Annotated in this window: 21 protein-coding genes; 9 read left to right on the plus strand and 12 right to left on the minus strand. The window is 69.6% G+C overall.

Annotation, left to right across the window (positions count from 1 at the left end; translation table 11 throughout):
- Window positions 1–42: 42 nt before the first annotated feature.
- On the plus strand, window positions 43–1,026 hold the full coding sequence (locus AB0M30_RS43575; protein WP_364597312.1) for a sugar-binding domain-containing protein: 984 nt from the start codon (window positions 43–45) through the stop codon (window positions 1,024–1,026).
- 269 nt (window positions 1,027–1,295) lie between these two features.
- Window positions 1,296–1,982, plus strand: a complete 687-nt coding sequence (locus AB0M30_RS43580; RefSeq protein ID WP_364597315.1) for a hypothetical protein — start codon at window positions 1,296–1,298, stop codon at window positions 1,980–1,982.
- On the opposite strand, the gene AB0M30_RS43585 is transcribed toward AB0M30_RS43580, so the two are convergent.
- Window positions 1,870–2,196: a helix-turn-helix domain-containing protein gene (locus AB0M30_RS43585; protein WP_364597318.1), complete on the minus strand. Its 327-nt coding sequence runs from the start codon at window positions 2,194–2,196 to the stop codon at window positions 1,870–1,872. The genes AB0M30_RS43580 and AB0M30_RS43585 overlap by 113 nt on opposite strands.
- Between AB0M30_RS43585 and AB0M30_RS43590 the strand changes: the two genes are divergently transcribed.
- Window positions 2,115–2,846 (plus strand): NAD(P)-binding domain-containing protein, encoded by a 732-nt coding sequence (locus AB0M30_RS43590; protein WP_364597321.1) that lies wholly within the window; start codon window positions 2,115–2,117, stop codon window positions 2,844–2,846. The genes AB0M30_RS43585 and AB0M30_RS43590 overlap by 82 nt on opposite strands.
- Before the next feature lie 137 nt (window positions 2,847–2,983).
- Here AB0M30_RS43590 and AB0M30_RS43595 read toward each other — a convergent pair whose 3' ends face one another.
- The gene (locus tag AB0M30_RS43595) at window positions 2,984–5,488 is read right to left on the minus strand and encodes a DUF3516 domain-containing protein (RefSeq protein WP_364597324.1); all 2,505 of its coding nucleotides are present in this window, start codon (window positions 5,486–5,488) and stop codon (window positions 2,984–2,986) included.
- Between the two features lie 151 nt (window positions 5,489–5,639).
- On the opposite strand from AB0M30_RS43595, the gene AB0M30_RS43600 reads away from it, so the two are divergent.
- Complete coding sequence (locus AB0M30_RS43600; RefSeq protein ID WP_364597327.1) at window positions 5,640–6,905, plus strand: primosomal protein; 1,266 nt, start codon at window positions 5,640–5,642, stop codon at window positions 6,903–6,905.
- Window positions 6,906–7,532: 627 nt separating this feature from the next.
- On the opposite strand, the gene AB0M30_RS43605 is transcribed toward AB0M30_RS43600, so the two are convergent.
- Both AB0M30_RS43605 and AB0M30_RS43610 read right to left on the minus strand, forming a co-directional pair.
- Window positions 7,533–8,738 carry an MFS transporter gene (locus AB0M30_RS43605; protein ID WP_364597330.1) on the minus strand — a complete coding sequence of 402 codons (1,206 nt, stop codon included), beginning with the start codon at window positions 8,736–8,738 and terminating at the stop codon, window positions 7,533–7,535.
- A gap of 101 nt (window positions 8,739–8,839) precedes the next feature.
- A complete protein-coding gene (locus tag AB0M30_RS43610; RefSeq protein ID WP_364597333.1) occupies window positions 8,840–9,934 on the minus strand; it encodes an adenosine deaminase in 1,095 nt (364 codons plus the stop codon).
- A gap of 213 nt (window positions 9,935–10,147) precedes the next feature.
- On the opposite strand from AB0M30_RS43610, the gene AB0M30_RS43615 reads away from it, so the two are divergent.
- The gene (locus AB0M30_RS43615; RefSeq protein WP_364597336.1) at window positions 10,148–11,272 is read left to right on the plus strand and encodes a PA containing protein; all 1,125 of its coding nucleotides are present in this window, start codon (window positions 10,148–10,150) and stop codon (window positions 11,270–11,272) included.
- A 98-nt stretch (window positions 11,273–11,370) separates the two neighbouring features.
- Here the strand turns inward: AB0M30_RS43615 and AB0M30_RS43620 are convergent, their stop codons facing one another.
- The 8 genes from AB0M30_RS43620 to AB0M30_RS43655 form a co-directional block, all read right to left on the minus strand.
- On the minus strand, window positions 11,371–12,678 hold the full coding sequence (locus tag AB0M30_RS43620; RefSeq protein ID WP_364597338.1) for a thymidine phosphorylase: 1,308 nt from the start codon (window positions 12,676–12,678) through the stop codon (window positions 11,371–11,373).
- Window positions 12,675–13,076, minus strand: a complete 402-nt coding sequence (locus tag AB0M30_RS43625; protein ID WP_364597341.1) for a cytidine deaminase — start codon at window positions 13,074–13,076, stop codon at window positions 12,675–12,677. The genes AB0M30_RS43620 and AB0M30_RS43625 overlap by 4 nt, the downstream gene beginning before the upstream one ends.
- Window positions 13,076–14,305, minus strand: coding sequence for an ABC transporter permease (locus tag AB0M30_RS43630; protein ID WP_364597369.1), 1,230 nt, complete (start codon window positions 14,303–14,305; stop codon window positions 13,076–13,078). The genes AB0M30_RS43625 and AB0M30_RS43630 overlap by 1 nt, the downstream gene beginning before the upstream one ends.
- 32 nt (window positions 14,306–14,337) lie before the next feature.
- The gene (locus tag AB0M30_RS43635; RefSeq protein ID WP_354828165.1) at window positions 14,338–15,429 is read right to left on the minus strand and encodes an ABC transporter permease; all 1,092 of its coding nucleotides are present in this window, start codon (window positions 15,427–15,429) and stop codon (window positions 14,338–14,340) included.
- Complete coding sequence (locus tag AB0M30_RS43640; RefSeq protein WP_364597344.1) at window positions 15,426–16,997, minus strand: ABC transporter ATP-binding protein; 1,572 nt, start codon at window positions 16,995–16,997, stop codon at window positions 15,426–15,428. The genes AB0M30_RS43635 and AB0M30_RS43640 overlap by 4 nt, the downstream gene beginning before the upstream one ends.
- Before the next feature lie 77 nt (window positions 16,998–17,074).
- Window positions 17,075–18,217, minus strand: a complete 1,143-nt coding sequence (locus tag AB0M30_RS43645; protein ID WP_364597347.1) for a BMP family ABC transporter substrate-binding protein — start codon at window positions 18,215–18,217, stop codon at window positions 17,075–17,077.
- 286 nt (window positions 18,218–18,503) lie between these two features.
- Entirely contained in the window at window positions 18,504–20,360 is a 1,857-nt protein-coding gene (locus tag AB0M30_RS43650; RefSeq protein ID WP_364597350.1) for a glycoside hydrolase family 97 catalytic domain-containing protein, read from the minus strand.
- An 11-nt stretch (window positions 20,361–20,371) separates the two neighbouring features.
- On the minus strand, window positions 20,372–22,363 hold the full coding sequence (locus AB0M30_RS43655) for an NPCBM/NEW2 domain-containing protein (RefSeq protein WP_364597352.1): 1,992 nt from the start codon (window positions 22,361–22,363) through the stop codon (window positions 20,372–20,374).
- A 395-nt stretch (window positions 22,364–22,758) separates the two neighbouring features.
- Between AB0M30_RS43655 and sdhC the strand changes: the two genes are divergently transcribed.
- Genes sdhC through AB0M30_RS43675 form a run of 4 tightly spaced genes read left to right on the plus strand, consistent with a single transcriptional unit; the run spans window position 22,759 to window position 26,159 of the window.
- Window positions 22,759–23,202: a succinate dehydrogenase, cytochrome b556 subunit gene (sdhC, locus tag AB0M30_RS43660; RefSeq protein WP_360172461.1), complete on the plus strand. Its 444-nt coding sequence runs from the start codon at window positions 22,759–22,761 to the stop codon at window positions 23,200–23,202.
- Window position 23,203: 1 nt separating this feature from the next.
- The gene (locus tag AB0M30_RS43665; protein WP_103340945.1) at window positions 23,204–23,617 is read left to right on the plus strand and encodes a succinate dehydrogenase hydrophobic membrane anchor subunit; all 414 of its coding nucleotides are present in this window, start codon (window positions 23,204–23,206) and stop codon (window positions 23,615–23,617) included.
- A gap of 17 nt (window positions 23,618–23,634) precedes the next feature.
- Complete coding sequence (sdhA, locus tag AB0M30_RS43670; RefSeq protein WP_364597356.1) at window positions 23,635–25,389, plus strand: succinate dehydrogenase flavoprotein subunit; 1,755 nt, start codon at window positions 23,635–23,637, stop codon at window positions 25,387–25,389.
- Window positions 25,389–26,159, plus strand: a complete 771-nt coding sequence (locus tag AB0M30_RS43675) for a succinate dehydrogenase iron-sulfur subunit (RefSeq protein WP_364597359.1) — start codon at window positions 25,389–25,391, stop codon at window positions 26,157–26,159. The genes sdhA and AB0M30_RS43675 overlap by 1 nt, the downstream gene beginning before the upstream one ends.
- The last annotated feature ends 193 nt before the right edge of the window (window positions 26,160–26,352 follow it).

Below are 26,352 nucleotides of genomic sequence, written 5' to 3' on the forward strand. Positions count from 1 at the left end.
TTACGTCAACCTTTCGACTGGATTTCGCGCTATTATGCTCATATGAGCGCCACCAAGAAGCCTCCTTTGCTTTCGGAGGCACTGCTGCTCGCCACCGTCGCCCGGCGCTTCTACGTGCAGGGACGCTCCAAGCTGGAGATCGCCGACGAGTTCGGCGTCAGCCGGTTCAAGGTGGCGCGGATGCTCGACACCGCCATGGAGTCCGGCCTGGTCAGGGTGGAGTTCTCCCTGCCGGCCCCGGTGGACCTGGCGTTGTCGGACGAGGTGTGTTCCGCGTACGGCTTGAAGCGCGCCCTGGTCCTCGAGCGCTCAACCGAGCGCGAGCCGAAGGAGGTCGTCCGGGCCAAGATCGGCTCGTTGGCAGCGCTGTTGCTGGAGGAGATCGCGCTCCCGTCCGACGTCATCGGCCTGTCGTGGGCGCGCTCGGTGAACGCGATGACCGAGGCGATCCGGGCGCTGCCGCGCTGCCCGATCGTCCAGCTCTGCGGGGTGCAGGCCGGGATGGACATGCGCGGCCGCTCGGTGGAGACGGTCAGCCGCGTGACCTCGGTGTCCGGCGGCGACGCGTACCCGATCTTCGGCCCGCTGGTGCTGCCCGACCGCCGGACGACCGAGACGTTGCGGCGTCAGCCGGGTATCGCGGAGACGTTCGGCCAGTTCCGCAACCTGACGAAGGCGGTGGTCAGCATCGGCGCCTGGCAGCCGGGCGAGTCGACGGTGTACGACGCGCTGGACGAGGCCGAGCGCGCGGCGATCGCGGCCCGCGGGGCGACGGCGGAGGTCGCGGCCCGGCTGTTCGACGCGTCCGGCAACGCGTTGTCGACGGGCCTGGCCCACCACGTCCTGGCGATCAGCCACGAGGAGCTGATGGCGGTCCCGGAGGTGATCGCCCTGGGCTACAGCAGGCCCAAAGCCGCGGCGGTGGACGCGGTTCTCCGGTCCGGCATGGTCTCGACCCTGATCACCGACGCCGCGGCCGCCGTCCCGCTGCTGGCGCTGGCGGCGAAGAACCCACCCCGCGCGTGACGGAGCCGCCGACACGCGTGATTACGGAGCCGACACGCGTGATTGAAGGGTCGACACGGCCAGCACCCTCCAATCACGCGAGTCGACCCTCCAATCACGCGAGTCGACCCTCCAATCACGCGAGTTCCGGGTTTCGGCCCTACTCCCCCGGGCGTACTTCGCCACCGGGTTCCTACCGCAGCGGGCGCACCCTCGCCTGTTCCGGCTCCGGGACGAAACCGGGGTCGCGCCCGATGTGGCCGCGGCCGCGCTCGGCGAGCCTGGATCCCGTGACCACCAAGACTTCTCCCCGCTGGCGCCAGGCCGTCGTGTGGCTGCACGTCGTGTCCTCGGTGGCCTGGATGAGCCAGGCCCTCGCCCTCGTCGTGCTGACCTCGCTGGCCTTGACCAGCCCCGCCCAGGCGCCGGCCGCGACGGCGATGGCCGACCGGCTCGACTCCGTCCTGCTCGCGCCGATGGCCAACGTCTCCGCGTTCACCGGCCTGCTCCTCGCCGGCGCGACGGCGTGGGGCTATTTCCGGCACTGGTGGGTGCTGACCAAGTTCGTCCTGACGTTCGCCCAGCTCTACGCCGGGATCTTCCTGCTCTCGCGGGCGCTGCGGGAGTCCGCGCACACCGCGGTCGTCGTCTGGCCGCAGATCGCCGGGGCGTCGCTGATGGTGAGCGCCCTGGCCTTCCAGGCCTGGCTCTCCATCGCGAAGCCGGGCAAGAAGACGCCGTGGTCGCCGGCCGCGAAGCCGCCGGCCGCGCCGACGTGGGTGTTCGTGGCGGGGCTCGCCGCACCCGCCGCGGACGTCGCCGCCGGGATCGCCCTCGGCTACCCGCTGCCCGCGGCGGAACTGGTCATGCTGGTCGTGCTGCTCGGGTTTGAGCGGCGACGACGTCGTCGCCGTGCTCGGCAGCCCAGCGTCCGAAGCCCTCGATCGGCCCCAGCAGCGTCTTCCCCAGCGGCGTGAGCGCGTACGCGCCTTCGCACCGCTCGACGAGACCGTCGAATTCGAGGCGCCGCAGGGTTTCCGTCAGCACCTTCGCGCTGATGCCACCGATGGTGCGCCGCAGGTCGACGTGCCGCTGCGGCCCGTCGCGCAGTGCCCACACCACCACCGGGTTCCACGTGTTGGCGACCAGGTCGAACGCGAGCCGCGTCCGGCAATCCGCGAGGAAGTCCATGGTTACCGTTCGGTTCCTTCCCGGGCTCCTACCGTCGTTCCGGTACCAGCCAAGCACAAGGAGGACGCATGCGGATCGGGATCTTCGGCACGGGCGGGATGGCGGACGCGCTGGGCACGCAGTGGGCGCGGGCGGGACACGAGCTGATGGTGAGCGGCCGGTCCGACCCCGCCGCGCTGGCCGCGCGGCTCGGCGCGTCCGCCGGAACCTGGCGCGAGACGGCCGCCTTCGCTGACGTGGTGCTCCTGGCCGTGCCCGCCGCGGCGATCGGCGAGGTGCTCGCCGAGGCGGGTCCGCTGGCCGGGAAGGTGCTGGTGGACTGCACCAACGACCCGGATCTGACGGGCACCCCCGTGGCGTCGCGGATCACCACGGACGCCCACGTCGTGAAGGCGTTCAACCTGGCGCACGTCGACGTCTGGCGGATGACGCCACCGGTGTTCGACGGCCGCCCCCTGTCGGTGCCGTTGTGCGGCGACGACCCGGGCGCGCTCGACGCGGTGAGCACGCTGGTCCGGGACGTCGGCGCCAAGCCGGTGCCCGCGGGCGGCCTGGACCGCGCGGCCCTGCTGGAGGCCACGGCGGCGTTCGTCATCGGGCTGTGGTTCGCGGGCGAAGACGCCCAGGCGATCCTGACCCCGGTGGGCTGAGCGTCAGAGGCCGTATTCGATGGCGGTGGCGTTGGGGCTCGCCGACAGCGCGTATTCCACCATCGATGCGGCCGGCGCGGCCGGGGCGAGCGCCACGACCACCGCCGCCGGACTGGGCCGTTGAGCGCAACCCGGCGTCAGTGCGCGCCCACCTCGGTCACCCGGACGACCGCCATCCCGGCCTCGTCCGACGCGGCCAGGTCGACCTCGGCGCTGATGCCCCAGTCGTGGTCGCCCGCGGGGTCGTCGAAGATCTGGCGCACCTTCCAGACGTCCGGCTGCTGCTCGATCATCAGCAGCTGCGGGCCGCGCGCGTCCGGGCCGGTGCCGAGTGTCTCGTACTCCTCGAAGTAGCCCTCGATCGCTTCCTGCCACGCGTCGGCGTCCCAGCCCGAGTCCGCGTCCAGTTCGCCGAGCGGGAACCACGCCCGCCGCGCGAACAGCTCGACCCGGCGGAACAGCTCGTTGCGCACCAGGACGCGGAACGCGCGCTCGTTGCGGGTGACGGCCGGCGGCTCGGACGGCGGCCGCGTCGAGACCGGGCCCTCCTCGTCCGGGTGACGCAGGGCTTCCCACTCGTCGAGGAGGCTCGAGTCGACCTGGCGGACGAGCTCGCCGAGCCACTCGATGAGGTCCTGCAGCGACTCGGTCTTCGCCTCGTCCGGGACCGTGTGCCGCAAGGAGTCGTAGACGTCCGTGAGGTAGCGCAGCACCAGGCCCTCGGACCGGGCCAGCTGGTAGAAGCCGATGTACTCGACGAAGTTCATCGCGCGCTCGTACATGTCCCGCACGACCGACTTCGGCGACAGCTCGTAGTCGTCGACCCACGGGTGGCCCTGCCGGTAGCTGTGGTACGCGCCCTGCAGCAGCTCTTCGAGCGGCTTCGGGTAGCTGACGTTCTCGAGCAGCTCCATCCGCTCGTCGTACTCGATGCCCTCGGCCTTCATCGCCTGCACGGCCTCGCCGCGCGCCTTGAACTGCTGCTGCGAGAGCACCGGCCGCGGGTTGTCCACCGTGGATTCCACAGTGGACACGACGTCGAGCGCGTAGCTCGGCGACTCGAGGTCGAACAGCTCGATCGCGGCCAGCGCGAACGGCGAAAGCGGCTGGTTGAGCGCGAAGTCGAACTGCAGGTCGACGGTGAGCCGGATGATCCGGCCCTGTTCGTCCGGTTCGGACAGCCGTTCGACGACGCCGGCGGCGAGCAGCGCGCGGTAGATCGCGATGGCGCGCAGGATCAGCTTGCGCTGCGACGCGCGGTCCTCGTGGTTGTCCTCGAGCAGGTGCCGCATCGAGTCGAAGGCGTTGCCCGGCCGCGAAATCACGTTCAGCAGCATCGAGTGCGTGACCTTGAAGCTGGACGTCAGCGGCTCCGGGTCGGCGGCGATGAGCCGGTCGAACGTGCTCTCGGTCCAGTTGACGAACCCCTCGGGCGCCTTCTTCCGGACGATCTTCTTTTTCTTCTTCGGGTCGTCGCCCGCCTTCTCGAGGGCCTTCGCGTTCTCGACGACGTGGTCGGGGGCCTGCACGACGACGTAGCCGTCGGTGTCGTAGCCCGCGCGCCCGGCCCGGCCGGCGATCTGGTGGAACTCGCGGGCCTTGAGGTGCCGCTGGCGGACGCCGTCGTACTTCGTCAGCGCGGAGAAGACGACCGTCCGGATCGGCACGTTGATGCCGACGCCGAGGGTGTCGGTCCCGCAGATCACCTTGAGCAGCCCCGACTGGGCCAGGGTCTCGACCAATCGGCGGTACTTCGGCAGCATGCCGGCGTGGTGGACGCCGATGCCGTGGCGGACCAGCCGCGAGAGCGTCTTGCCGAAGCCGGCGGCGAACCGGAAGTCGCCGATCAGCTCGGCGATGGCGTCCTTTTCGGCCTTCGACGTCACGTTGATGCTCATCAGCGTCTGCGCCCGCTCGATGGCCGCGGCTTGCGAGAAGTGCACGACGTAGACCGGAGCCTGGCCGCCGTTGAGCAGCTCGGACATCGTCTCGTGCAGCGGCGTCAGCGCGTACCGGAAGGTCAGCGGCACCGGGCGCTGCACCGACGTGACGACGGCCGTCGGCCTGCCGGTGCGGCGGGTGAGGTCCTTTTCGAAGAAGGACACGTCCCCCAGGGTCGCCGACATCAGGACGAACTGGGCTCCTCGCAGCTCGAGGATCGGCACCTGCCACGCCCAGCCGCGGTCGGGCTCGGAGTAGAAGTGGAACTCGTCGGCCACGACCTGCCCGACCGGGGCGTCCGCACCGAACCGCAACGCGATGTTCGCCAGGATTTCGGCCGTGCAGCAGATGATCGGGGCGTCCGGGTTGACGCTGGAGTCGCCGGTCATCATCCCGACGCTCTCGGCTCCGAAGATGTCGATGAGCTGGAAGAACTTCTCCGAAACGAGGGCCTTGATCGGCGCGGTGTAGTAGCTGCGGCGGCCCTGGGCGAGCGCGGTGAAGTGCGCGCCGACGGCGACGAGGCTCTTCCCGGAGCCGGTCGGCGTCGAAAGGATGACGTTCGATCCGGAGACGACCTCCATCACCGCCTCCTCCTGCGCCGGGTACAGCTCGATGCCCCGCTCGGCCGTCCAGGTGGTGAAGGCTTCGAAGAGGGCGTCGGGGTCGGGATCCGCAGGCAGGAGGTCTGTGAGAGTCATCAGGGGTCCATCGTGCCATCCGCTCGTCGCAAAGTCGGCAGGGGCGATCGCATCGCGAGTGCGAAACCCGTAGGCTTCGCGGTACCGCGCGGCGACTGGGTGATACTTCCGGTCCCGCGCGCACACGGGCGGTACTCCGGAGGGCTTAGGAATGGCACAGGACATCATCCCGATCGAACTCGGCCTGCCGCAGGGCGACGTCGTCACCCTGTGGGCGCCGCGCTGGCGGGAAGACGGCGAGGAGTGGGAAGCGTTCCTCGGCGACGAGGACGACCTGTACGCCTTCGCCGACGCAGCTCACCTGGCCGCCTTCGTCCGCACGTCCGAGCGGCACGACCTGCTCGACCACCCGGCCTGGGACGCGGTGCCGTCGCTGAACGTGCCGGAGCTGATCCCGGACGAGGACCACACGTACGACCTCGTGGGCGTGCCGGAGCTCGTCGCCGAGGAGCCGGACGTCTGGCACATCGCCGAACTGGCGGAGATCGTCGGCATCGTGCGGTCGCTCGCCGACGTCTGCGACCTCGAAGAGGTCCACGAGATCCTCGACTCGACCGAGGGCTTCTCGCTGCTCGACCAGGGCACCCTGCCGTTCACCGGCAGCGTCGGCGCCCAGGTGTGGAACGACCTGTCCGAGACGGTGTCGCAGAAGTGGGACACCGTGCTCGACGCGATCGACGGCCTGGTGACCCAGCCGGAGGTCGACGAGAAGGTGCTGGAGCAGACGGCCGAGGAGCTGGCGGCGTTCCACGAGGAGTCCGCCGAGGCCGAAGCCGGCGCCGAGGGCGAAGAGGACCTCGAGGCCATCGACACCCTCGATTCTTCGGACGACGAAGACGAGGAAGAGGACGAGGGCCCGGTCGGCTTCTGGGCCGAGGTCGGCATCGACCCGATCAAGATCATCACGTCCGGCGCGGAGTACTACACGCTGCGCTGCTACCTCGACGACGCGCCGGTGTTCCTGGGCACCGAGGGCGAGATCGACGTGTTCACCTCCCCGGGCGCACTCGCCCGCGCCCTCGCCGACGGCAAGGACCTGGCCGACACCGACCTCGCCGACGTGTCCACGTGGGACGAGGTCCTGGCGAAGGCGACGGCGGGCGAGCTCGAGATCGAGGTCGACCCGGAGAACACGTACGTGCTCACGGGCCTGGACGCGGACATCGCGGAGGGCCCGGAGGCGATCGACCCGACCCAGCTGGAGCTGGCGGTCGAGCTGATCACGGACGCGGCGGACTGGGCGGGCGACGACACGGCCGAGACGGAACTGGCGAGCAACGAAAGCCTGGGCTGGCTGGTGTCGTTCGTCCTGCGCCCGGACCCGACGCGCCTGGAGCCGTCGGCACCGTTCGACGCGGAGCAGGGCGCTTGGCGCAAGCTCGTCGAAACTTTCGAGAACCGCCTGACGGTGGCTTGAGTTCCGGCTTTCGAAGGCCGCCTCCCGGGTCCGGGAGGCGGCCTTCGCCGTGTCGACCCCCCAATCACGCGAGTCGACTGCCCAATCACGCGTGTCGACCCTTGATCGGCTCACGCAGCCGACCGCCCAGGTACGCCAGCCGACCGTCTGCGTACGCCAGCCGACCCGCCGGGCACGCGAATCGACCGCTCCACAGCCAAGGCGAGATGTGGACAACCCGGCCGAGCACGCCCTTCGCCCCGCAGTTTTCGTCGTGGGCGGCCGATACGCTGGAGACGGGGGGCGCCCCCGCGGGCCACGGGGATGATTCAGCCTCCGCACCCGGGCTCACAGCCCGCGTGATGCCCCTCTGATCACGCGGGATGCCTTTCCCAGCACGGGTGATGCCCCTTTCCGCCCATACCGAGAGGGTCAGCTCGCTTCCCCGCACGGTCGGCTGGCGCCTCCAGACGGTCGGATCGCGTACCCACACGGTCGGCTGGCGTACCCAGGCGGTCGGCTCGTGATCAGCCGGGCATCTCGCGTGATCAGCCGGGCATCTCGCGTGACTGGGAGGGCATCACGCGTGATTGGAGGGTCGTCTCGCGTGATTGGAGGGTCGTCTCGCGTGATTGGAGGGACGACACGTCAGTCGGTGGGTTCGGCGCGGACCGGGACCACCAGCACCGCCAGGGCCGGGAAGACCGCCGCCACGCAGAACGCCAGTGCGTACCGGCTGTCGCCGATCACCAGGCCCAGCAATGGCGGGGTCAGCGACGCCGCGATGTTCTGGCCCGTGTTCTGCGTGCCCATCGCGCGGCCCGACCACGCCAAGCCCGCCAGTTCGGCCGAGGCCGTGAAGCCCAGGCCGTTGTCGGCCACCGTGATCACCGCCGCCAGCGCCAGCGCCAGCAGGACCAGCCACGGCCAAGTGGCGTCGCCCAAGGCGACCAAGAGCATGACGAAGCAGCTCAAGACGGCGAGCTGACGCATCGGGCGCAGGCGGCTGCCGACCCGGTCGGACCACCAGCCCGACCCCAGCCGGCCGGCAGCGCCCAGCACCTGGACCACCGCCAGGTACCAGCCCGCCGACAGCGGGCTCCAGTGCTGCACCGACACCAGGTACACCGGCGCGAACGCCGACACCGCGAACTGCGGCACCACCAGCAGCGCGCTCGCCCCGTGCACCCGCCACAGCGTCGCGTGCCGGTACGGCGAAGGCGGCTTCTCCCCCGAAGCCGGGCGAGGCGGCCGGGGCGGATCCGTCACCAGCCACGCCACCAGCAGCGCCACGGCGATCGCCAGCCCGGCCGGCAGCAGGACCGCCGCGCGGAAGCCGAAGTGCGCGGCCAGCGGGGGCAGCCCCAGCGCGGCCACGCCCACGCCGAGCGGCTGGGCCGTCTGGCGGATCCCCATCGCCACGCCCCGCTCGGACTTCGCGAACCAGCCCATCACCACGCGACCGCTCGCCGCGTTCACCGAAGCCGTACAGGCGCCCGCCGCCAAAAACACTCCAAAGAGGAGCCCGACCGGGTGATTTCCTACCCCGGCGTACACCAAGAGTAACCCCGAGATGCCCAGGCCAAGGGCCATGATGAGGCGCTCTCCGTAACGGTCCGCAGCCGCGCCCCACACGATCAGGGTGAACAACAACCCGATGCTCGGCGCCGCGACGACCGTGCCGGCCTCGGCCAGCGTCAGCCCCTCGGCGGCGCGCATGGCCGGGACCAGGAACGGGAGGCCGTAGAGGAACGAGCAGCTCGCGGTCTGCGCGGCGAGGCCGAGCGCGAGGATGAGCCACCGTCGCGAACTCGCCTGTAGCTGCTCACCTGTACCGCTTCCGACCTGCGCCATCTTCGCCACCGTCTCAAACTATGGGAAGTTGTTCCTACATAGTGAACGATAGTTGGCACAGCTAAGGACCGCAAGCACGTTGCGGTCCGAAGCGGGGTGGGTCAGGTCAGCGCGGCGTACCCGGGCTTGATGACGTCGTCGATCAGCGCGAGCCGGGCGTCGAAATCGATGAACGCGGATTTCATCGCGTTGATGGTGAACCAGCGGAAGTCGTCGATACCATAGCCGAACGTCTCGTGCAGCGCGGCGAATTCGCTGGTCATCGTGCATCCGCTCATCAGCCGGTTGTCCGTGTTCACGGTCACCCGGAAGCGCAGCTTGGCGAGCAGGCCGATGGGGTGCTCGGCGATCGAGCGGACGGTGCCTGTTTGGACGTTCGACGTCGGGCAGATCTCCAGGGGGATGCGGCGGTCGCGGACGTACGCGGCCAACCGTCCAAGGTGGACCGTGCCGTCCGCGTCCGTCTTGATGTCCTCGGCGATGCGCACGCCGTGCCCGAGCCGCTCGGCGCCGCAGTGCTGAATCGCTTCCCAAATGGACGGCAAACCGAAGGCTTCGCCCGCGTGAATGGTGAAGTGCGCATTGTTCTGACGCAGATATTCGAACGCGTCGAGATTGCGGGTGGGCGGGAATCCGTCCTCGGGACCGGCGATGTCGAACCCGGCCACGCCGGTGTCCCGGTAGCGGACGGCCAGGTTCGCGATCTCGAGCGCCCGGGCGTGCTGGCGCATCGCGCAGAGCAACGTCGCGACGCGGATGGTGCCGCCGTTCGCGGCCACTCGCCGTGTGCCCTCCGTGAACCCCGCCTGGACAGCCTCGACCACCGCATCGAGTGACAGACCGCGTTCGACGAACAACTCCGGTGCGTAGCGCACCTCGGCGTAGACGACGCCGTCGGCGGCCAGGTCCTCCACCGCCTCCGCGGCGACCCTGACCAGCGATTCCTCCGTTTGCATCACTCCGCAGGTGTGCGCGAACGTCTCGAGGTAGGAAACGAGTGAGCCGGAGTCGGCCGCACGGCGGAACCAGGTGCCCAGTTCGGCCGGGTCGGTGGTGGGCAGACCGGCATAGCCGGTGGCGTCGGCGAGCTCGGCGACGGTCGCGGGGCGCAGGCCGCCGTCGAGGTGGTCGTGCAGCAGCACCTTGGGTGCGCGGCGGAGTGTCTCGATGGGCAGAACAGGGCTTTCGTCAGGCATCCCCCAACGGTAACCTCGTTGTCATTCCCCTACATGGCCGTAACTCTCAGGCTCGGGCTAACCCTCAGCGTTGAGGATCATGTCCCGAATCGGCCATCCGGGGGCAGCCTCCGTAATAGCCTCTTCACGGGGGCCATACAGACAGCAATTTTTGCAATCGATAAGCTTCGTGGCACGTCCCTCCATTTCCCCGCCGACGAAGGACACACAGCAGTGACCACTGACAACCACATTGCCGCCCCGTCCTTCGACCGGATGCGCAACATGCTGGTGCGCGCGGCCGAAGTGCGTGAGAGCGAGCAGCAGCAGATCTTCGACGCGCTCGACGACATCTACGCCCGCCTCGCGCCGGTGGACTCGCTGGGCGCGGTCCGCAAGCGGCTCTCCGAGATGCCCGACCGCACCGAGGTCAGCGTCCTGGCCGAGCGCCTCGACGAGACGATGTCCCGCCTCGAAGCGCAGGACGCGGCCATCGCCGCCCTCACCCGCGCGGTCGAGAGCATCGTCGACAAGCTCGCCAAGCCGTTCGCGCAGCTCGACGGCCGCCTCGACGGCGTCGCCGCGCGCTTCGAGGGCGTCGCGGGCCGGATGGACGGGCTCGAGGACAAGCTCCAGAACATCCACCGCCGGATCGACGAGCTGGGCGGGCACCTCGACAAGCAGGACGCGAAGATCGAGTCGCTGCCGCAGTCGGTCACCGGCCCGGTCCGCGAGCGGATCGAGCAGACCGAGGCGGCGCTGCGCGAGCGCGTCGACCACGCCGACCACGAGCTGCGGGGCAAGGTCGACGAGCTGAGCCGCGTCACGCAGGAGCGCGTCGGCGAGCTGGGCCGCACGACCCACGAGCGGATCGACGCCAACACCGAGGCGCTCAAGGTCGCGCTGACCGAGACCGGCGAGATGATCGACGCGTCCGACCGGCTGGAGAACCTGGGCAACCGGCTCGAAACGGTCACCACCCGCCTCGACGACCTGGCCGGCCGCCTCGACAAGGTGGAGGACGGTTTCCTGTCCGGCATCGGCGACCTCGACGGCGCGCTCAAGGCGGGGCTGTCGAAGGTCGAGGGCACGCTGTCGAAGCAGCCGGACACCGACTCGGTGGACTCGCTGGTCCGCAAGAGCAACGACGAGAGCGTCCGCCGCATCGGCGGCCAGCTCGACGAGGCGATGGCGACGTTCGCGGAGCTGATGCTCGGCGGCGGCCCGGCGGTCCAGCAGATCTCCCCGCCCCCGCCGGCGCCGCGCCAGCCGCGTCGCAGCTCGCGCAACGGCCGCGCCCCGAAGCCGGCCGACGTGAAGGGCAAGCCGGGCGAAGGCTCGGAAGAAGCCACGGAGTAGGACTCACGCACGAAGAAGGCCCCCGCCGGATCCCGGCGGGGGCCTTCTTCATGTCACTCGGACGGGTGATCATCTTCGCGACGATCATCACAGTCGAACTAGCCGCGGATGGTCTCCACGACGATCGGGCCCGGCTCCGGAGCCGACGAAGCGATCGTGAAGCCACCCTCGAGAGCGGACAGCGCCGCCGGAACCGCGTCGGGCGTGTCCGTGTGGAGTTCCAGCAGCGGGTCACCCTCGGAGACACGGTCCCCCGGCTTGGCCAGGCACAAGATGCCCGCCGCCGCTTGGACCGGGTCCTCCTTGCGGGCGCGCCCCGCGCCGAGCCGCCATGCCGCGACACCCACCGCGTAGGCGTCCAGCGAAGCCAGCACGCCCGAAGCCGGAGCCACGACCGTGTGCACGTGAGACGGCGTCGGCAGCGGCGCCGCGGGGTCGCCGCCCTGGGCCGCGATCATCCGGCACCAGACCTCGTACGCCTCGCCCGAAGCCAGCACCGCCGCCGGGTCCACGTCGAGACCCGCGAGGGCCAGCATCTCCCGGGCCAAGGCCACGGTCAGCGCCACCACGTCCGCCGGACCGCCGCCCTTGAGCACGTCGACCGACTCCGCGACCTCCACCGCGTTCCCGACCGCCCGCCCCAGCGGGACGTTCATGTCGGTCAGCAACGCCGTCGTCGGGACACCGTGGTCCGCGCCGATCGACGTCAAAGCAGAAGCCAGCGCACGGGCCTGGTCGAGGGACTTCATGAACGCGCCCGACCCGAACTTCACGTCCAGGACCAGCCCGGACGCGCCTTCGGCGATCTTCTTGCTCATGATCGAGCTGGCGATCAGCGGAATCGACTCCACCGTGGAGGTGACGTCCCGCAGCGCGTACAGCTTCTTGTCCGCCGGCGCCAGCCCGGACGTCGCCGCGCAGACCACCGCGCCGACGTCCTCCAGCTGCGCCTGAATCTCCGAAGTGGACAGTGAAGCGCGCCAGCCCGGGATGGACTCCAGCTTGTCGAGCGTCCCGCCGGTGTGGCCGAGCCCGCGCCCGGACAGCTGCGGCACCGCCGCGCCGCACGCGGCCACCAGGGGCGCCAGCGGCAGCGTGATCTTGTCGCCGACCCCGCCCGTCGAGTGCTTGTCCACCGTCGGCCGGGACACCGAAAGCGACAGCCGCTCGCCGGACGCGATCATCGCGTGCGTCCACCGGGAGATCTCGCCGGAATCCATGCCCCGCAAGAAGATCGCCATGGCCAGCGCCGACATCTGCTCTTCGGCGACGTCCCCGCGGGTGTAGGCGTCGACGACCCAGTCGATCTGCTCGTCGGAAAGCTTGCCACCGTCCCGCTTGGTCCGGATGACGTCGACCGCCGCGAACGCGCGCTGTATCAATGGTTCACTCGCAGGCTCGCTCACGGCAGGTCGTCCGGGCCGAAGGCATCCGGCAGGACGTCGGACATCGGAAGCACCCCGCGCGGAGTGTCCACCAGGCACGCCGAACCGCCCAGCTCGAACAGGATCTGGCGACACCGTCCGCACGGCATCAGCAAGTCACCGGCGCCGGACCGGCACGCCACGGCGACCAGCCGCCCGCCGCCGGACAGCCGCAGCTGCCCGGCCATCGTGCACTCCGCGCACAGCCCGAGCCCGTAGGAAGCGTTCTCCACGTTGCACCCGGTGACCACGCGGCCGTCGTCGACGATCCCGGCCACCCCGACGTGCAAGCCCGAATAAGGCGCGTACGCATGGGAAGCCGCTTCGATCGCCTGAGAACGCAGCGCATCCCAGTCCACAGTGGACTCAAAGCTGGACATCAGTCTTCACCCCGTCGGTACGGCTGCCCGTCAGCCTTCGGCGGCCGCAGCCGCTGCGAAGCCACGGCCAGCACGATCAGCGTCACGAAGTGCGCGGTGTACGGGATCAGGTCCGACGGCAGCGTGTCGTTGGCCCAGTAGATCGCATACAGCACACCGGCACCGACGACGCCGAGCCCCGCCGCGATCCACTGCTTCCGGAACAGCTGCACGACGACGATCACGGCGACCAGGATCACCGCGCCGTACAGCAGCGCGAGCACCGCTTCCCCGCCGCCGGCGAGCTGCAGGCCGTCGGCGTAGCCGAACAGCGCCGCGCCGCCGAGCAGGCCGCCCGGGCGCCAGTTGCCGAAGATCATCGCCGCGAGGCCGATGTACCCGCGGCCGTTCGTCTGGTTCTCCAGGTAGTCCGCGCCGCCGCGCAGCAGCACCAGCGAGGCGCCACCCATGCCGGCGAACGCGCCGGAGATGATCACGGCCGCGTACTTGTGCAGGTACACGTTCACGCCGAGGGACTCGGCCGCGACCGGGTTCTCGCCGCAGGACCGCAGCCGAAGGCCGAACCGGGTCTTCCAGAGCACCCAGAAGCTCACCGGCACCAGGATGATCGCGAGCATCGTCAGCGGCGCCACCTCGGTGACCAGGCCGCGCAGGATGCCGGCGACGTCGGAGATGCCGACGCGCTGCTCCTTCTCCAGGTCGCCCAGCCAGTCCGAGAGGAACGTCGCCGAGTAGGTGTCGAACTTCGGCACCACCGGCGACTGGCGCGGGTTGCCCGAGATCGGCGCGAAGATCAGGTTCGCCAGGTACTTCGTGACACCCAGGCCGAGCAGGTTGATCGCGACGCCGGAGACGATGTGGTTGACGTTGAACGTCACCGTCGCCACCGCGTGCAGCAGCCCGCCCAGCGCGCCGAACAGCAGCGCGGCCAGCAGGCCGGACCACGCGCCGCCGTAGTAGGAACCCCAGGCGGCGCCCCAGGTGCCGAGGATCATCATGCCCTCGAGCCCGATGTTGACCACACCCGCGCGCTCGGCCCAGAGACCGCCCAGCGCGCAGAGCAGGATCGGCAGCGCCAGGCGCAACGCCGTCGACGCGGTGTTGGACGACGTCAGCGCGGCGACGCCGGTGGAGTACGACGCCGTCGAGATGACCGCGATGGCGATCACGGCCCAGATCACGCCGCGCAGCCAGCCGGGGACCCGGCCCCGCTTGCGCTGCACCGGCATGGTCGAGCCGGATTCGGGAGCGACGTCGGTGATCACACCGCACCCCCTTCGGCGACCGTGGAACCCTTGCGGCCGGCGAGTGCGCGCCCGACCCTGCGTTGTTCGGCCGCGAGGTCGGCGCGCCGCACGATCTCGTACGCCACGACGACCGACAGCACGATGATGCCCTGCATGATCGTCGCGATCTCCTTGGACACGTTGATCTGCTCCAGCGACACCGCGGAGGTGTCGAGGAACGCCCACAGCAGCGCGCCGAGCGCGATGCCGCCGGGGTGGTTGCGGCCGAGCAGCGCGACCGCGATGCCGGTGAAGCCGTACATCTGCGTCGCGGTGATGCCGTAGCTGTAGTCGCGGCCGAGCAGTTCCGGCATGGCGACCAGGCCGGCGACGCCACCGGAGAGCAGCATCGCGATCAGCGTCATCTTCTTGGCGCTGACGCCACCCGCGGCCGCGGCGGTGGTGGACTCGCCGGAGGCCTTCAGCTCGAAGCCGAACCGGGTGCGGTTGAGCATGAACCAGTAGGCCCCGCCGATGAGCGCGGCGATGACGACGAACCCGAACAGCGTGCCCGAGCCGAGCGGGATGCCCGGGATCCGGCCGGACGGCTCGATCACGCGGGTGCCGATATTGTTGCCGCGCTGCACGCCGAACTGGTCGGCGTTGATGAGGAACGCGATGATGCCGGCGACGATCGCGTTGAGCATGATCGTCGAGATGACCTCGCTGACCCCGCGGGTCACCTTGAGGATCGCCGGAACGGCCGCGTAGGCCATGCCCGCGACGACCGCGACCACGAGGATCGCGATGACGTGGATGACCGGCGGCAGTTTCATCGCGCCGCCCGCGATGGCCGCGACGACGGCGGCGAAGCGGTACTGGCCTTCGACACCGATGTTGAACAGGTTCATCTGGAAGCCGATGGCCACCGCGAGGCCGGACAGGTAGTACACCGTCGCCAGGTTCACCGTGTCGACCGCGGTCGAGCCCTTGAACATCTGGCCGATCATCGTGCCGTACGCCTGCAGCGGGTCGGCCCCGGAGATGATGAGCGCGATCGCCGACAGCAGCACGGCGAACACGATCGCCAGCAGCGGCGGCAGCAGTTTCGTGCGCCAGGAGGTCATTCTTCGTCACCCTCTCCCGCGCCGGTCATCGCGGAGCCCAGTTCCTGCGGGGTCACCGTCGCCGGGTCGGCCTCGCTCACGAGGCGCCCGCGCAGCATGACCCGGATCGTGTCGGACAGGCCGATCAGCTCGTCGAGGTCGGCGGAGATCAGCAGCACCGCGAGCCCGGCGGCGCGGGCCAGGCGGATCTGCTCCCAGATCAGCGCCTGCGCGCCGACGTCGACCCCGCGTGTCGGGTGCGAAGCCACCAGCAGCACCGGGTTGCCGGACAGCTCGCGCCCGACGATCAGCTTCTGCTGGTTGCCGCCCGAGAGCGCCGCGGCCGGGACGTCGATGCCCGGCGTGCGGACGTCGTAGTCGCGGACGATCCGCTCGGTGTCGGCGCGGGCGCCGGCGATGTCGAGCAACTGTCCTTTGGAGACCGGTTCGCGGGTCTGGTAGCCGAGGATCCGGTTGACCCACAACGGTTGCGTGAGCAGCAGGCTGTGCCGGGTGCGGTCTTCGGCGATGTAGCCGATACCGGCTTCGCGGCGCGCCAGCGTGCCCGTCTTGGTGAGGTCGCGCGCCTTGCCCTCGGCATCGACCAGTTCGATCGTGCCGCCGGACGGCTTGCGCATGCCCATGATCGTCTCGACGAGCTCGGTCTGGCCGTTGCCCTCGACGCCGGCCACGCCGAGCACCTCGCCGGCGTGCACGGTGAAGGAGACGTCGTCGAGCGCGTTGCGGCCGGAGCCCTCGGCGCCCAGCGTCAGCCCGGTCAGCCGCAGCACGTCCCGGTCGGTGACCGTGGACTCGCGGGTCTCCGGGCTGGGCAGCTCGGACCCGACCATCATCTCCGCGAGCTGGCGGGAGGTGATGGTCTTCGGGTCGGCGGTGCCGACGGTCGTGCCGCGGCGGATCACCGTGACGGTGTCGGCGATCGCCCGGACCTCGTCGAGCTTGTGCGAGATGAAGAGGAACGTGTAGCCGCCGGCCTTCATCTCCCGCACGGTCTCGAAGAGCGCGTCGACCTCCTGCGGCACGAGGACCGCGGTCGGCTCGTCCAGGATGATGATCTTCGCTCCGCGGTAGAGCACCTTGACGATCTCGACGCGCTGGCGGTCGGCGACGCCGAGCTCCTCCAGCAGCGTCTCCGGCTTGGCGTGCAGGCCGGTCCGCTCGGCGAGCTCGGCCAGCCGCGCGCGGGCGGCGCGGCCGATGCCGTGCAGGCCCTCGGCGCCGAGGAAGACGTTCTCGCCGACGGTCAGGTTGTCGGCGAGCATGAAGTGCTGGTGCACCATGCCGATGCCGGCGCGGATGGCGTCCTGCGGGTTGCGCAGTTTCACCTCTTCGCCGTTGATCGCGATGGTGCCCTCGTCCGGCGGCTGCATGCCGTACAGGATCTTCATCAGGGTGGACTTGCCGGCGCCGTTCTCGCCACAGATGGCGTGCACCTCGCCGGCGGTGACGGTGAGGTTGACGTCGGAGTTGGCCACCACGCCGGGAAAGCGCTTGGTGATCCCGGTCAGCTGGACGGCGGGGGCGCCCCGGTCGGGGACGGCCTCGGCCGGGGCCTCGGCTGTGCTCATGGGCGGGAGAATTCCATATCTCTGGAACGCGTGAGGGGCCCGGAGGAGAATTCCTCCGAGCCCCGGCACGCGTTGAGCTACTTCTGCGGCTTGTCCGAAACGGTGATCGCGCCCGAGATGATCTGGGCCTTGTACCCGTCGAGGACGTCCTTGATGTCGTCGACCTTGCCGCCGGAGGTGGCGTAGCCGACGCCGTCGACCTTGAGGTCGAACCGCTTCGGCAGGACCGTCAGGTCACCCTTGGCGACGGCCTGGATGTAGTCGAACACCGCGACGTCGACACGCTTGAGCATGGACGTGATGATGACGTCCTTGTCGGCCGCGACGGTCTTCTGGTTGTACTGGTCGGAGTCGACCCCGATGGCCAGCGCGTTGCCCGCCTTGGCGGCGTCGAACACGCCCTTACCGGAGGCGCCGGCGGCGTGGTAGACGACGTCCGCGCCCTTGGCGATCTCGGCGGCGGCCTTCGCGTTGCCCTTCGGCGGGTCCTGGAACCCGGAGAAGTCACCGGCCGGGGTGAGGTACTCGTCCTCGATCTTGATCTTGGACGAAGCGGTCTTCGCGCCCTGCAGGAAGCCGGCCTCGAACTTCTGGATCAGCGGGGTGTTGACACCGCCGACGAAGCCGATGTGGCAGTTCTTGCTCTTGTACGCGGCGGCGACGCCGGCCAGGAACGAGCCCTGCTCCTCGGCGAACACCAGCGGCGTCACGTTCGGCAGCTGGATCGAGTCGTCGTCGACGATCGCGAACTTGGTGTTCGGGTACTTGGCGGCGACGGCCTTGACGGAATCGGCGTACGCGAAGCCGACCGCGACGATCGGGTTCAGGCCCTGCGAAGCCATCTGGTCGAGGCGCTGCTGCTTGGCCGACTCGGCCTCGCTGGCGGAGGCGGTGCTTTCGCTGACCGTCGTCACGCCGAGGTCGGCCTTCGCCTTGTCGGTACCCGCGGCGGCGGCGTCGTTGAACGACGCGTCACCCCGGCCGCCGACGTCGAAGGCCAGGCCGATCTTCAGCTTGCTGCCGTCGACCTTCTCCCCGGCGGCGGCCGTGCTGCTCGACGCGGCGGGCGCCGCGGGCGGCTTCTGCGCGGTGACGCAGTCGGAACCGCCCGACGAAGGTGCGGCGCTGTTGTTGCTGCTGCCACCGCTCGAGTCCTTGGCGCACCCGGCCAGGGCGAGCACCCCGGCCATGGCCGCGGCGGCCAGCGCGGTTCCACGCATGCGACGCAACGTGTGTCTCCCTCCCCGCTGATCCAGCGGATGGTCAAGGGCACGACCCGGCCCTACTGCCGGGTCGACCGCCAGACCGTACCCGGCGGACAGGAATGCGCCATAGGAAAGGCACGCTACGTAACACAAACGTTTACTCACGAGTCGCGCGCGCGACGAACCGGACACCGAATGTGATCATCCGAACGGACCAGCGGCGGGGCAAAAACCGGCCCAGCGGGCCGCCACCAGGGCTTTCCGTGCCCCGATGGCCGCCCGCAGCGGCCATTCGGGCTACTCAGGGGCAGGTCGGCGCGCCCGCGGCGGCGACGCAGAGGCGGGCCGCGAATCCGCCGTTCGCGGCCACCGGAACGGTGAGGACCCCGCCGGATGTCACGCGCTGTGTCGTGACCTGGAGCCGGCCGTCGGCGCCGTCGCCGTAAATCTCGGCCAGCCAATCACCCGGTGGGAGGAAATCGAGCGGTGCGTCGAGCCGGGTCGCCGGCCCCGCCGCCAGTGCCCCGACGTACCACTGCGCGCCACTGCGGCGGGCGATCACCGCGAGCTTCCCGGGGTCGCCGGCCAGCAGCCGCGTGTCGTCCCACGCCGTCGGGATGCCCTTGAGCAGCCGCTCGGCGACGGGGTGGGCGTCGTAACTCGCGACGCTGTCCGCGAAGTGCTGGACGCCGGATTCGAACAGCACCGACAGCGCGAGCTCGCCGCCGTCGCTGGTCGGCCGGACGCCGGAGAAGGTCACCGGCGTGAAGTCCATCGAGCCGGACAGGTTCCGCGTGAACGGCAGCGTCAGGTAGTGCTCGATCGGGAACGGCACGCGCCCCGGCTTCGGCTTCGTGCCCTCGGCGCCCTTCACCGCCTCGACGCTCATCACGTTCGGCCAGGTCCGCTGGATGCCCCGCGGGATCGGCGCGCCGTGGAAGTTCACCATCAGGTGCTCCTTCGCGGCCGCCGCGAGCACCGCGTCGTACCAGCGGGTGCGGTCCTGCCGTTCGGACTCGACGAAGTCGATCTTCAGCCCGGCGACGCCCCAGTCGGCGTACTGCTTGAAGTTCTTCTCCCGCTCGCTGTCGGTGTCGGTGATCTTCGCGTCGGCCCAGAGCCAGATGCCGACGCCGCGTTGCTTCGCGTAGGCGACCAGGTCCGGCACCCAGGCGGCGTTCCAGCCCGAGTCGACGAGGTTGTACGCCCAGCCCTCCTTCGCCGCGAGGTCGACGTACTTCTCCTGCAGCGCCAGGTCGCCGGTGCCTTCCGACCACCACGACCACGCCCCCGCGCCGGGCTTGATCCACGACGTGTCGGCGATCTTCGCCGGGCTCGCGAGGTCGGTGCTGAGGTCCGACTGCGTGACGGTGGCGAGATCGCCGACGATCATCGCCCGCCACGGCGTGGCCAGGGGTCCCTTCGCGACTTCCGCCGGGTCGCCGAGGGTCAGCCGGAAGCGGTGCTGCGGGGTGAGCGTCAGCCGCGAGCCCGCGTAGCTGCCGTTCAGGTCGGATTCGAGGACCGACAGCCAGGTGTCACCGACGTGGAACAGCGCCGGGTAGCCGTATTCGATCAGGTCCTGCTGCGCGACCGGCTTGTGGACGTGGATGCTCTCGTAGTCACTGCGGCCGTTGTCGAACGGCAGCAGGAAGGAGTCGGCGGCCTGCGGGACGGCGAACTCCGACGCCTCGCCCACGACCGTGACCCACTTCGGGGTGTCGAAGACGTACCTGTAGGCGACGCCGTCGCGGGAGACCCGGACCACGACGGCGAACGCGCCACCGGGCCCCTTCACGTCGAGCGTGGTCTCGGCAGCGTCATAGGCGTGCTGCAAGCGTTTGCCGGTGGTGGTCGGGTACTCGTCGTGCACCGGACGCTGGCTGAACCCGGTGACCTTCAGCCCCTGGGTGAGGTCGCCGTTCGCGGTCTCGACGCCGAGCGCGGACGGCTCGAGCACCGTCGTCGCACCGCGGGTGACCGACAGCGTGAGCCGGCCCCGGTCCAGGACGATGTGCGCGGCCGGCGTGGGGGCCAGCGACGTCCCCGGCGCGGTGAGCGTCCAGGACGTCACCGGCGCGGGCTGCCCGGCGGCCGGCAGCCCGACCAGCGCCACCCCGGCGGCCAAGGCGGCCGCCGTTCCCATCCGCTTCTTCATGCGAAGTCCCTTCAGCCGCAGGTGAGCCGGGCGCCGGCCCAGTCGCTGCGGTCGTAGGAGTTGCCGTCCCCGCCGTCGGTGACGACGAGCCGCAGGTAGCGCGCCCCATGCAGGTCCGCCGCCAGCGGCGTCGCCGGGTCCTGCCAGGTGCGCACGCCGGTCGAAGCCGCCTTTGTGCCGTCCGCGTAGATCTCGAACGTCGCCGAGCCCTGCTTGTTCGTCGCCTCGCGCTCGTCGTCGACGCCGACGTCCGCGGTGAACGCCGTGCAGTGCCCGCCCAGGTAGAAGACGACTTCGCTGGGTGCGTGCGCGCCGAGGCCCTTCGGGTAGACGACGCCGTTGATCGTCAGCGGTTTGCCGTCGCCGGCCGGGATGCTGCCGTTGGACATGTCCCGCTCGACCGGGCCGTAGCCGTTCTTCTCCGCCGCCCAGCGCAGGTCGCTGGCCCACGCGGACGTGGTGGGCGGTGCCGCCGGCACGGTCAGCTGCTGGTCACCGGTCCAGGTGACCTGCCCGAACCCGAGCGCGCGGTAGGTGACGCCGCCGCGCAGCACCTCCGTCGTGCCCTCGGTCCCGGCGGGCGGGGTGACCCGCCAGCGGCCGGCCGCGGTCTCGCCGGTCCCGAGCACGACGGCCCGCGGCCGCGCCACCTGCTCGACGTGCCACCCGGCGGGTGCGGTGAGCGTCACGCGGGGGTCGAACACCGGGACGCGGGCCTCGTCGGTCGCCGACACGGTGACCTCGAACGGCTGCCCGGCGGGCGTGATCTCGCCCGGGACGCCCGGGACCGGCGAAGCCAGCTCGATGCCGGTGCTCACCAGCGGCGCGTTCCGCCACCACGACCCACCCGCGTGGACCCGGTAGACGACCGTCGCGTGCGGCGGGACGACCGCGGAGAGCCGGCCCGCCGTCTGGAGGTCGCTGTGCGCCCAGAGGTCCCGTGCGCTGTACCCGGCGGCCTTCGGCAGCCCGGCCTCCGCCGCGGTGGTGCCGATGGTGGCGGACGACGTCGTCTCGTTGAACAGCGCGACGGCCACGTCCCCGTTTGACAGCGGCTTGGCGAACACCCAGTGTCCGTCCTGGTTGGACAGCACCCGCGCCTGGACGCCGCGGCGGTCCTGGTCGAGCGCGATGACCTCGGCGTTGCGCAGGACATCGAAGTTCGCCGGCGACACCTTGCGCAGGTCGGCCCCGATGAGCAGCGGGGCGGCCATCATCGCCCACAGCGAGAAGTGCGAGCGGTACTCCCCGGTCGTCATCCCGCCGTTGCCGACCTCGAGCATGTCGGGATCGTTCCAGTGCCCCGGCCCGGCGTACGGCGCCAGCGGCGCGTTCGCCTTGAGGATCTGGAGCATCTTGGCCCAGTTGTCCTTGATGTCGCCGGTGGTGCGCCACAGGTGCCCGACGTCGCCACCCCACGTCCACGGCTTGTTCTCGCCCCACTCGCAGAGCGAGTACACGATCGGGCGACCCGTCTTCTTCAGCGCGTCGCGCATCTTCGCGTAGCGCTCGAGCGCCGGGCGGCCTTGGTTGTTGCAGTTGTCGTACTTGAGGTAGTCGACGCCCCAGTCCGCGAACGTCTGCGCGTCGACGTCTTCGTGGTCGAGCGCGCCCGGCTGGGTCTTCGCGCAGGTCAGCGTGCCCGCACTGGTGTAGATGCCGAACTTGAGGCCCTTCGAGTGGACGTAGTCGGCCAGCGCCTTGATGCCGCCGGGGAACCGGGCCTTGCTGGCCTGCATGCGCCCGTCGGCGTCGCGCTCCGGCTCGGCCCAGCAGTCGTCGACGTTGACGTACTCGTAGCCGGCGGCCTTGAGTCCTTTGTCGACGAAGATGTCGGCGGTGTCGCGGATGAGCCGCTCGTCGACGGCGCAGCCGGTGGTGTTCCAGTTGTTGAAGCCCATCGGCGGTGTCAGCGCCAGTCCGTCGGGCAGTGCCTGCGCGGGCGTGACCGACACCACGGGCACCAGGGCCGCGACGGCGATCACCAAGCCGAGTCGTCGCACCAGAACGTCACCCCATCGTGAGAGATCCGATGTTTGCCCGAGCGACGCTAGGGACGACGTCGTAGATGGTCAATGACACACCACGATCACCAGCCGTTCGGCGTAGCGCATCAGATATCAGATCTTGCAGAGGTCAGATGACCGTTCATCGGGACACTCCTGGCCGCCGCGCCACCGAGTGCGCTGCACCACACCGCCGGGTGGCGGTGCGGGAGTACCGGTGTCTGGTCCATCACAGAGGGGAACCCGGAGGTGAGCCGCCTTTCGGGTGCGGGTCTAGCATCCGATTCATCCAGGCTCGATGACGTTGATCTCGGCACAGCCGCCGTTCCCGCGGCGACAGCGGACCTCACCGGCCACCGGGCGCACAGTCAGACGTTGGAGGCCGTTCACCGATGTCCACCACGGCGAGCACTGCCACAGCGGCAGAGGCGAGCGATCGGGCGGGTGCCTCACGCCGGCAGGGGACCTTCTACCGGGGCGACCCCGGCATGTGGTCCTGGGTGCTGCACCGCATCACCGGCGTGCTCACATTCTTCTTCCTGTTCGTGCACGTGCTCGACACCGCGCTGGTGCGCGTGTCGCCGAACACCTACGACCAGGTCATCGAGACCTACAAGACGCCGATCGTGAACCTCCTGGAGGTCGGCCTGGTCGGCGCGGTGCTGTTCCACGCGCTGAACGGCATCCGCGTCATGCTGGTCGACTTCTGGTCGAAGGGCCCGAAGCTGCAGAAGGCGATGCTGTGGGTCATCGGCGTCGTCTGGGTCGTCGTGATGGTCCCCGGTGCGTTCTTCATGCTGAAGCGCACCGCCGAAATGCTCTTCGGGGGTAACTGACATGGCCGACCTCGCCCTCGCGAACCCGCGCGCGCCGAAGCGCCCCGCCGCGCGCCGGAGCAACTTCGAGCTCTACAGCTGGCTGTTCATGCGGATCTCCGGGCTGGTCCTGGTCGTCCTGGTGCTCGGCCACCTGCTGATCATGAACATCCTCGACGGCGGCGTGCACCGGATCAACTGGGGCTTCGTCGCCGGCCGCTGGGCCTCGCCGTTCTGGCAGTTCTGGGACCTGCTGATGCTGTGGCTCGCCGAGATCCACGGCGGCAACGGGCTGCGCACGATCATCGACGACTACGCCCGCAAGGACAGCACGCGGTTCTGGCTGAAGATCCTGCTGTACGTCTCGATGGTGCTGATCCTGGCCGTCGGCACGATGGTGATCTTCACGTTCGACCCGAACATGCCCGCGAACTGACCCGGAGACTTCCCACCATGCAGGTCCACAAGTACGACGTGGTGATCGTCGGCGCCGGCGGCGCCGGGATGCGCGCGGCCATCGAGTCCGGCCAGCGCGCCCGCACCGCGGTCCTCACCAAGCTCTACCCGACCCGGTCCCACACCGGCGCGGCCCAGGGCGGCATGTGCGCCGCGCTGGCGAACGTCGAAGAGGACAACTGGGAGTGGCACACCTTCGACACGATCAAGGGCGGCGACTACCTGGTCGACCAGGACGCCGCCGAGATCATGGCGAAGGAGGCCATCGACGCGGTCCTCGACCTCGAGAAGATGGGCCTGCCGTTCAACCGCACGCCCGAAGGCAAGATCGACCAGCGCCGCTTCGGCGGGCACACGCGTGACCACGGCAAGGCCGCGGTCCGCCGCGCCTGCTACGCCGCGGACCGCACCGGGCACATGATCCTCCAGACGCTGTACCAAAACTGCGTCAAGTACGGCACGGAGTTCTTCAACGAGTTCTACGTGCTCGACCTCGTCACCACCCCGGACGAGAACGGCAACCCGGTCGCCTCCGGCGTCGTCGCCTACGAGCTGGCCACCGGCGAGCTGCACGTCTTCCAGGCGAAGTCGATCGTGTTCGCCACCGGCGGCGCGGGCAAGATCTTCAAAACGACGTCGAACGCGCACACCCTCACCGGTGACGGCCTCGGCATCATCTTCCGCAAGGGCCTCCCGCTGGAGGACATGGAGTTCTTCCAGTTCCACCCGACCGGCCTCGCGGGCCTGGGCATCCTGATCTCCGAAGCCGTCCGCGGCGAGGGCGGGATCCTGCGCAACGCCTCCGGCGAGCGGTTCATGGAGCGGTACGCCCCCACCATCAAGGACCTCGCGCCGCGCGACATCGTCGCCCGCTCGATGGTGCAGGAAGTGCTGCAGGGCCGGGGTTGCGGGCCGAACAAGGACTACGTCGTCCTCGACGTCACGCACATCCCCGAGGAGACGCTGAACGCGAAGCTCCCGGACATCATGGAGTTTTCCCGGACCTACCTGGGCGTCGACCCGGTGAAGGAGCCGGTGCCGGTCTTCCCGACGTGTCACTACGTGATGGGCGGCATCCCGACCAACGTCCACGGCGAAGCGTTGCGGGACAACGAGAACGTCATCCCCGGCCTGTACGCCGCGGGCGAGGTCGCCTGCGTGTCCGTGCACGGTTCGAACCGCCTGGGCACGAACTCGCTGCTCGACATCAACGTGTTCGGCCGCCGCGCCGGCATCGCGGCCGCGGAGTACGCGCTGGCGCACGAGCACGTCGAGCTGCCTGCGGACCCCACGAAGCTGGTGGAAGAGCAGCTTTCGGGCCTGCTGTCGGAGCACGGCGACGAGCGCGTCGCCGACATCCGCAAGGAAATGCAGCAGACGATGGACTCGCACGCTTCGGTGTACCGGACCGAGGACACGCTGAAGCAGGCGCTGACCGACATCCAGGCGCTCAAGGAGCGCTACCAGCGGATCACCGTGTCGGACAAGGGCAAGCGGTACAACACCGACCTGCTCGAGGCCGTCGAGCTGGGCTTCCTCCTGGAGCTGGCCGAGGTCCTGATCGTGGGTGCGCTGGCGCGCAAGGAGTCCCGCGGCGGCCACGCCCGCGAGGACTACCCCACCCGCGACGACACGAACTTCATGCGGCACACCATGGCCTACAAGCAGGGCTCGGGTCTGTCGTCCGACATCCGGCTGGACTACAAGCCGGTCACCTTCACCCGCTACGAGCCGATGGAGCGGAAGTACTGATGACTAGCGTTGCTGAAGCTCCTGCCTCTTCCGCTTCGGACGAGCACACGCCCATCACGGTCACGCTGAAGATCCTCCGCTTCAACCCGGAGGTGGACAGCGAGCCGCACTGGGAGTCCTACGACGTCCCGGCCCAGCGCACCGACCGGCTGCTGAACCTGCTGTTCTACGTCAAGGACTACATCGACGGCACGTTCTCGTTCCGCCGGTCCTGCGCGCACGGCGTGTGCGGGTCCGACGCGATGCAGATCAACGGCATCAACCGCCTCGCGTGCAAGGTCCTGATGAAGGACCTGCTGTCGGCGTCCGGCAAGCCGACGGTGATCACGATCGCCCCGATCAAGGGCCTGACGACGTTGAAGGACCTCTACGTCGACATGGACCCGTTCTTCGAGGCGTACCGCGCGATCAAGCCATACCTGATCACGTACGGCAACGAGCCGACGCGCGAGCGCATCCAGTCGCAGGCGGACCGCGACCGCTTCGACGACACGACGAAGTGCATCCTGTGCGCGTGCTGCACATCGTCCTGCCCGGTGTACTGGAACGACGGCTCGTACTTCGGCCCGGCGGCGATCGTCAACGCCCACCGGTTCATCTTCGACTCCCGCGACGAGGGGGCCGAGGAGCGCCTGGACATCCTGAACGACGGCGAGGGTGTGTGGCGCTGCCGCACGACGTTCAACTGCACGGACGCGTGTCCCCGTGGGATCCAGGTGACCAAGGCGATCCAGGAAGTGAAGCGCGCCCTGCTGTTCAAGCGCGTTTGAGTTTTTTCGAAGAAGGGCCTCTTCGCTCGGCGAGCGGAGGGGCCCTTCTTGTTCTTTTACCAAGCGGAAACGAACCGGCGGCCGGCAGCGCAAAAGAACCAACGACGTCACCAGACCTCCCCCGCCCCTCATCCCAGCCTTCCCTTCAGCCGACGATCGGGTTTGTCAAGGCACGCTTTCCCGCCTTGACAAA

Source organism: Amycolatopsis sp. NPDC051716 (assembly GCF_040681595.1).
GTDB lineage: Bacteria > Actinomycetota > Actinomycetes > Mycobacteriales > Pseudonocardiaceae > Amycolatopsis.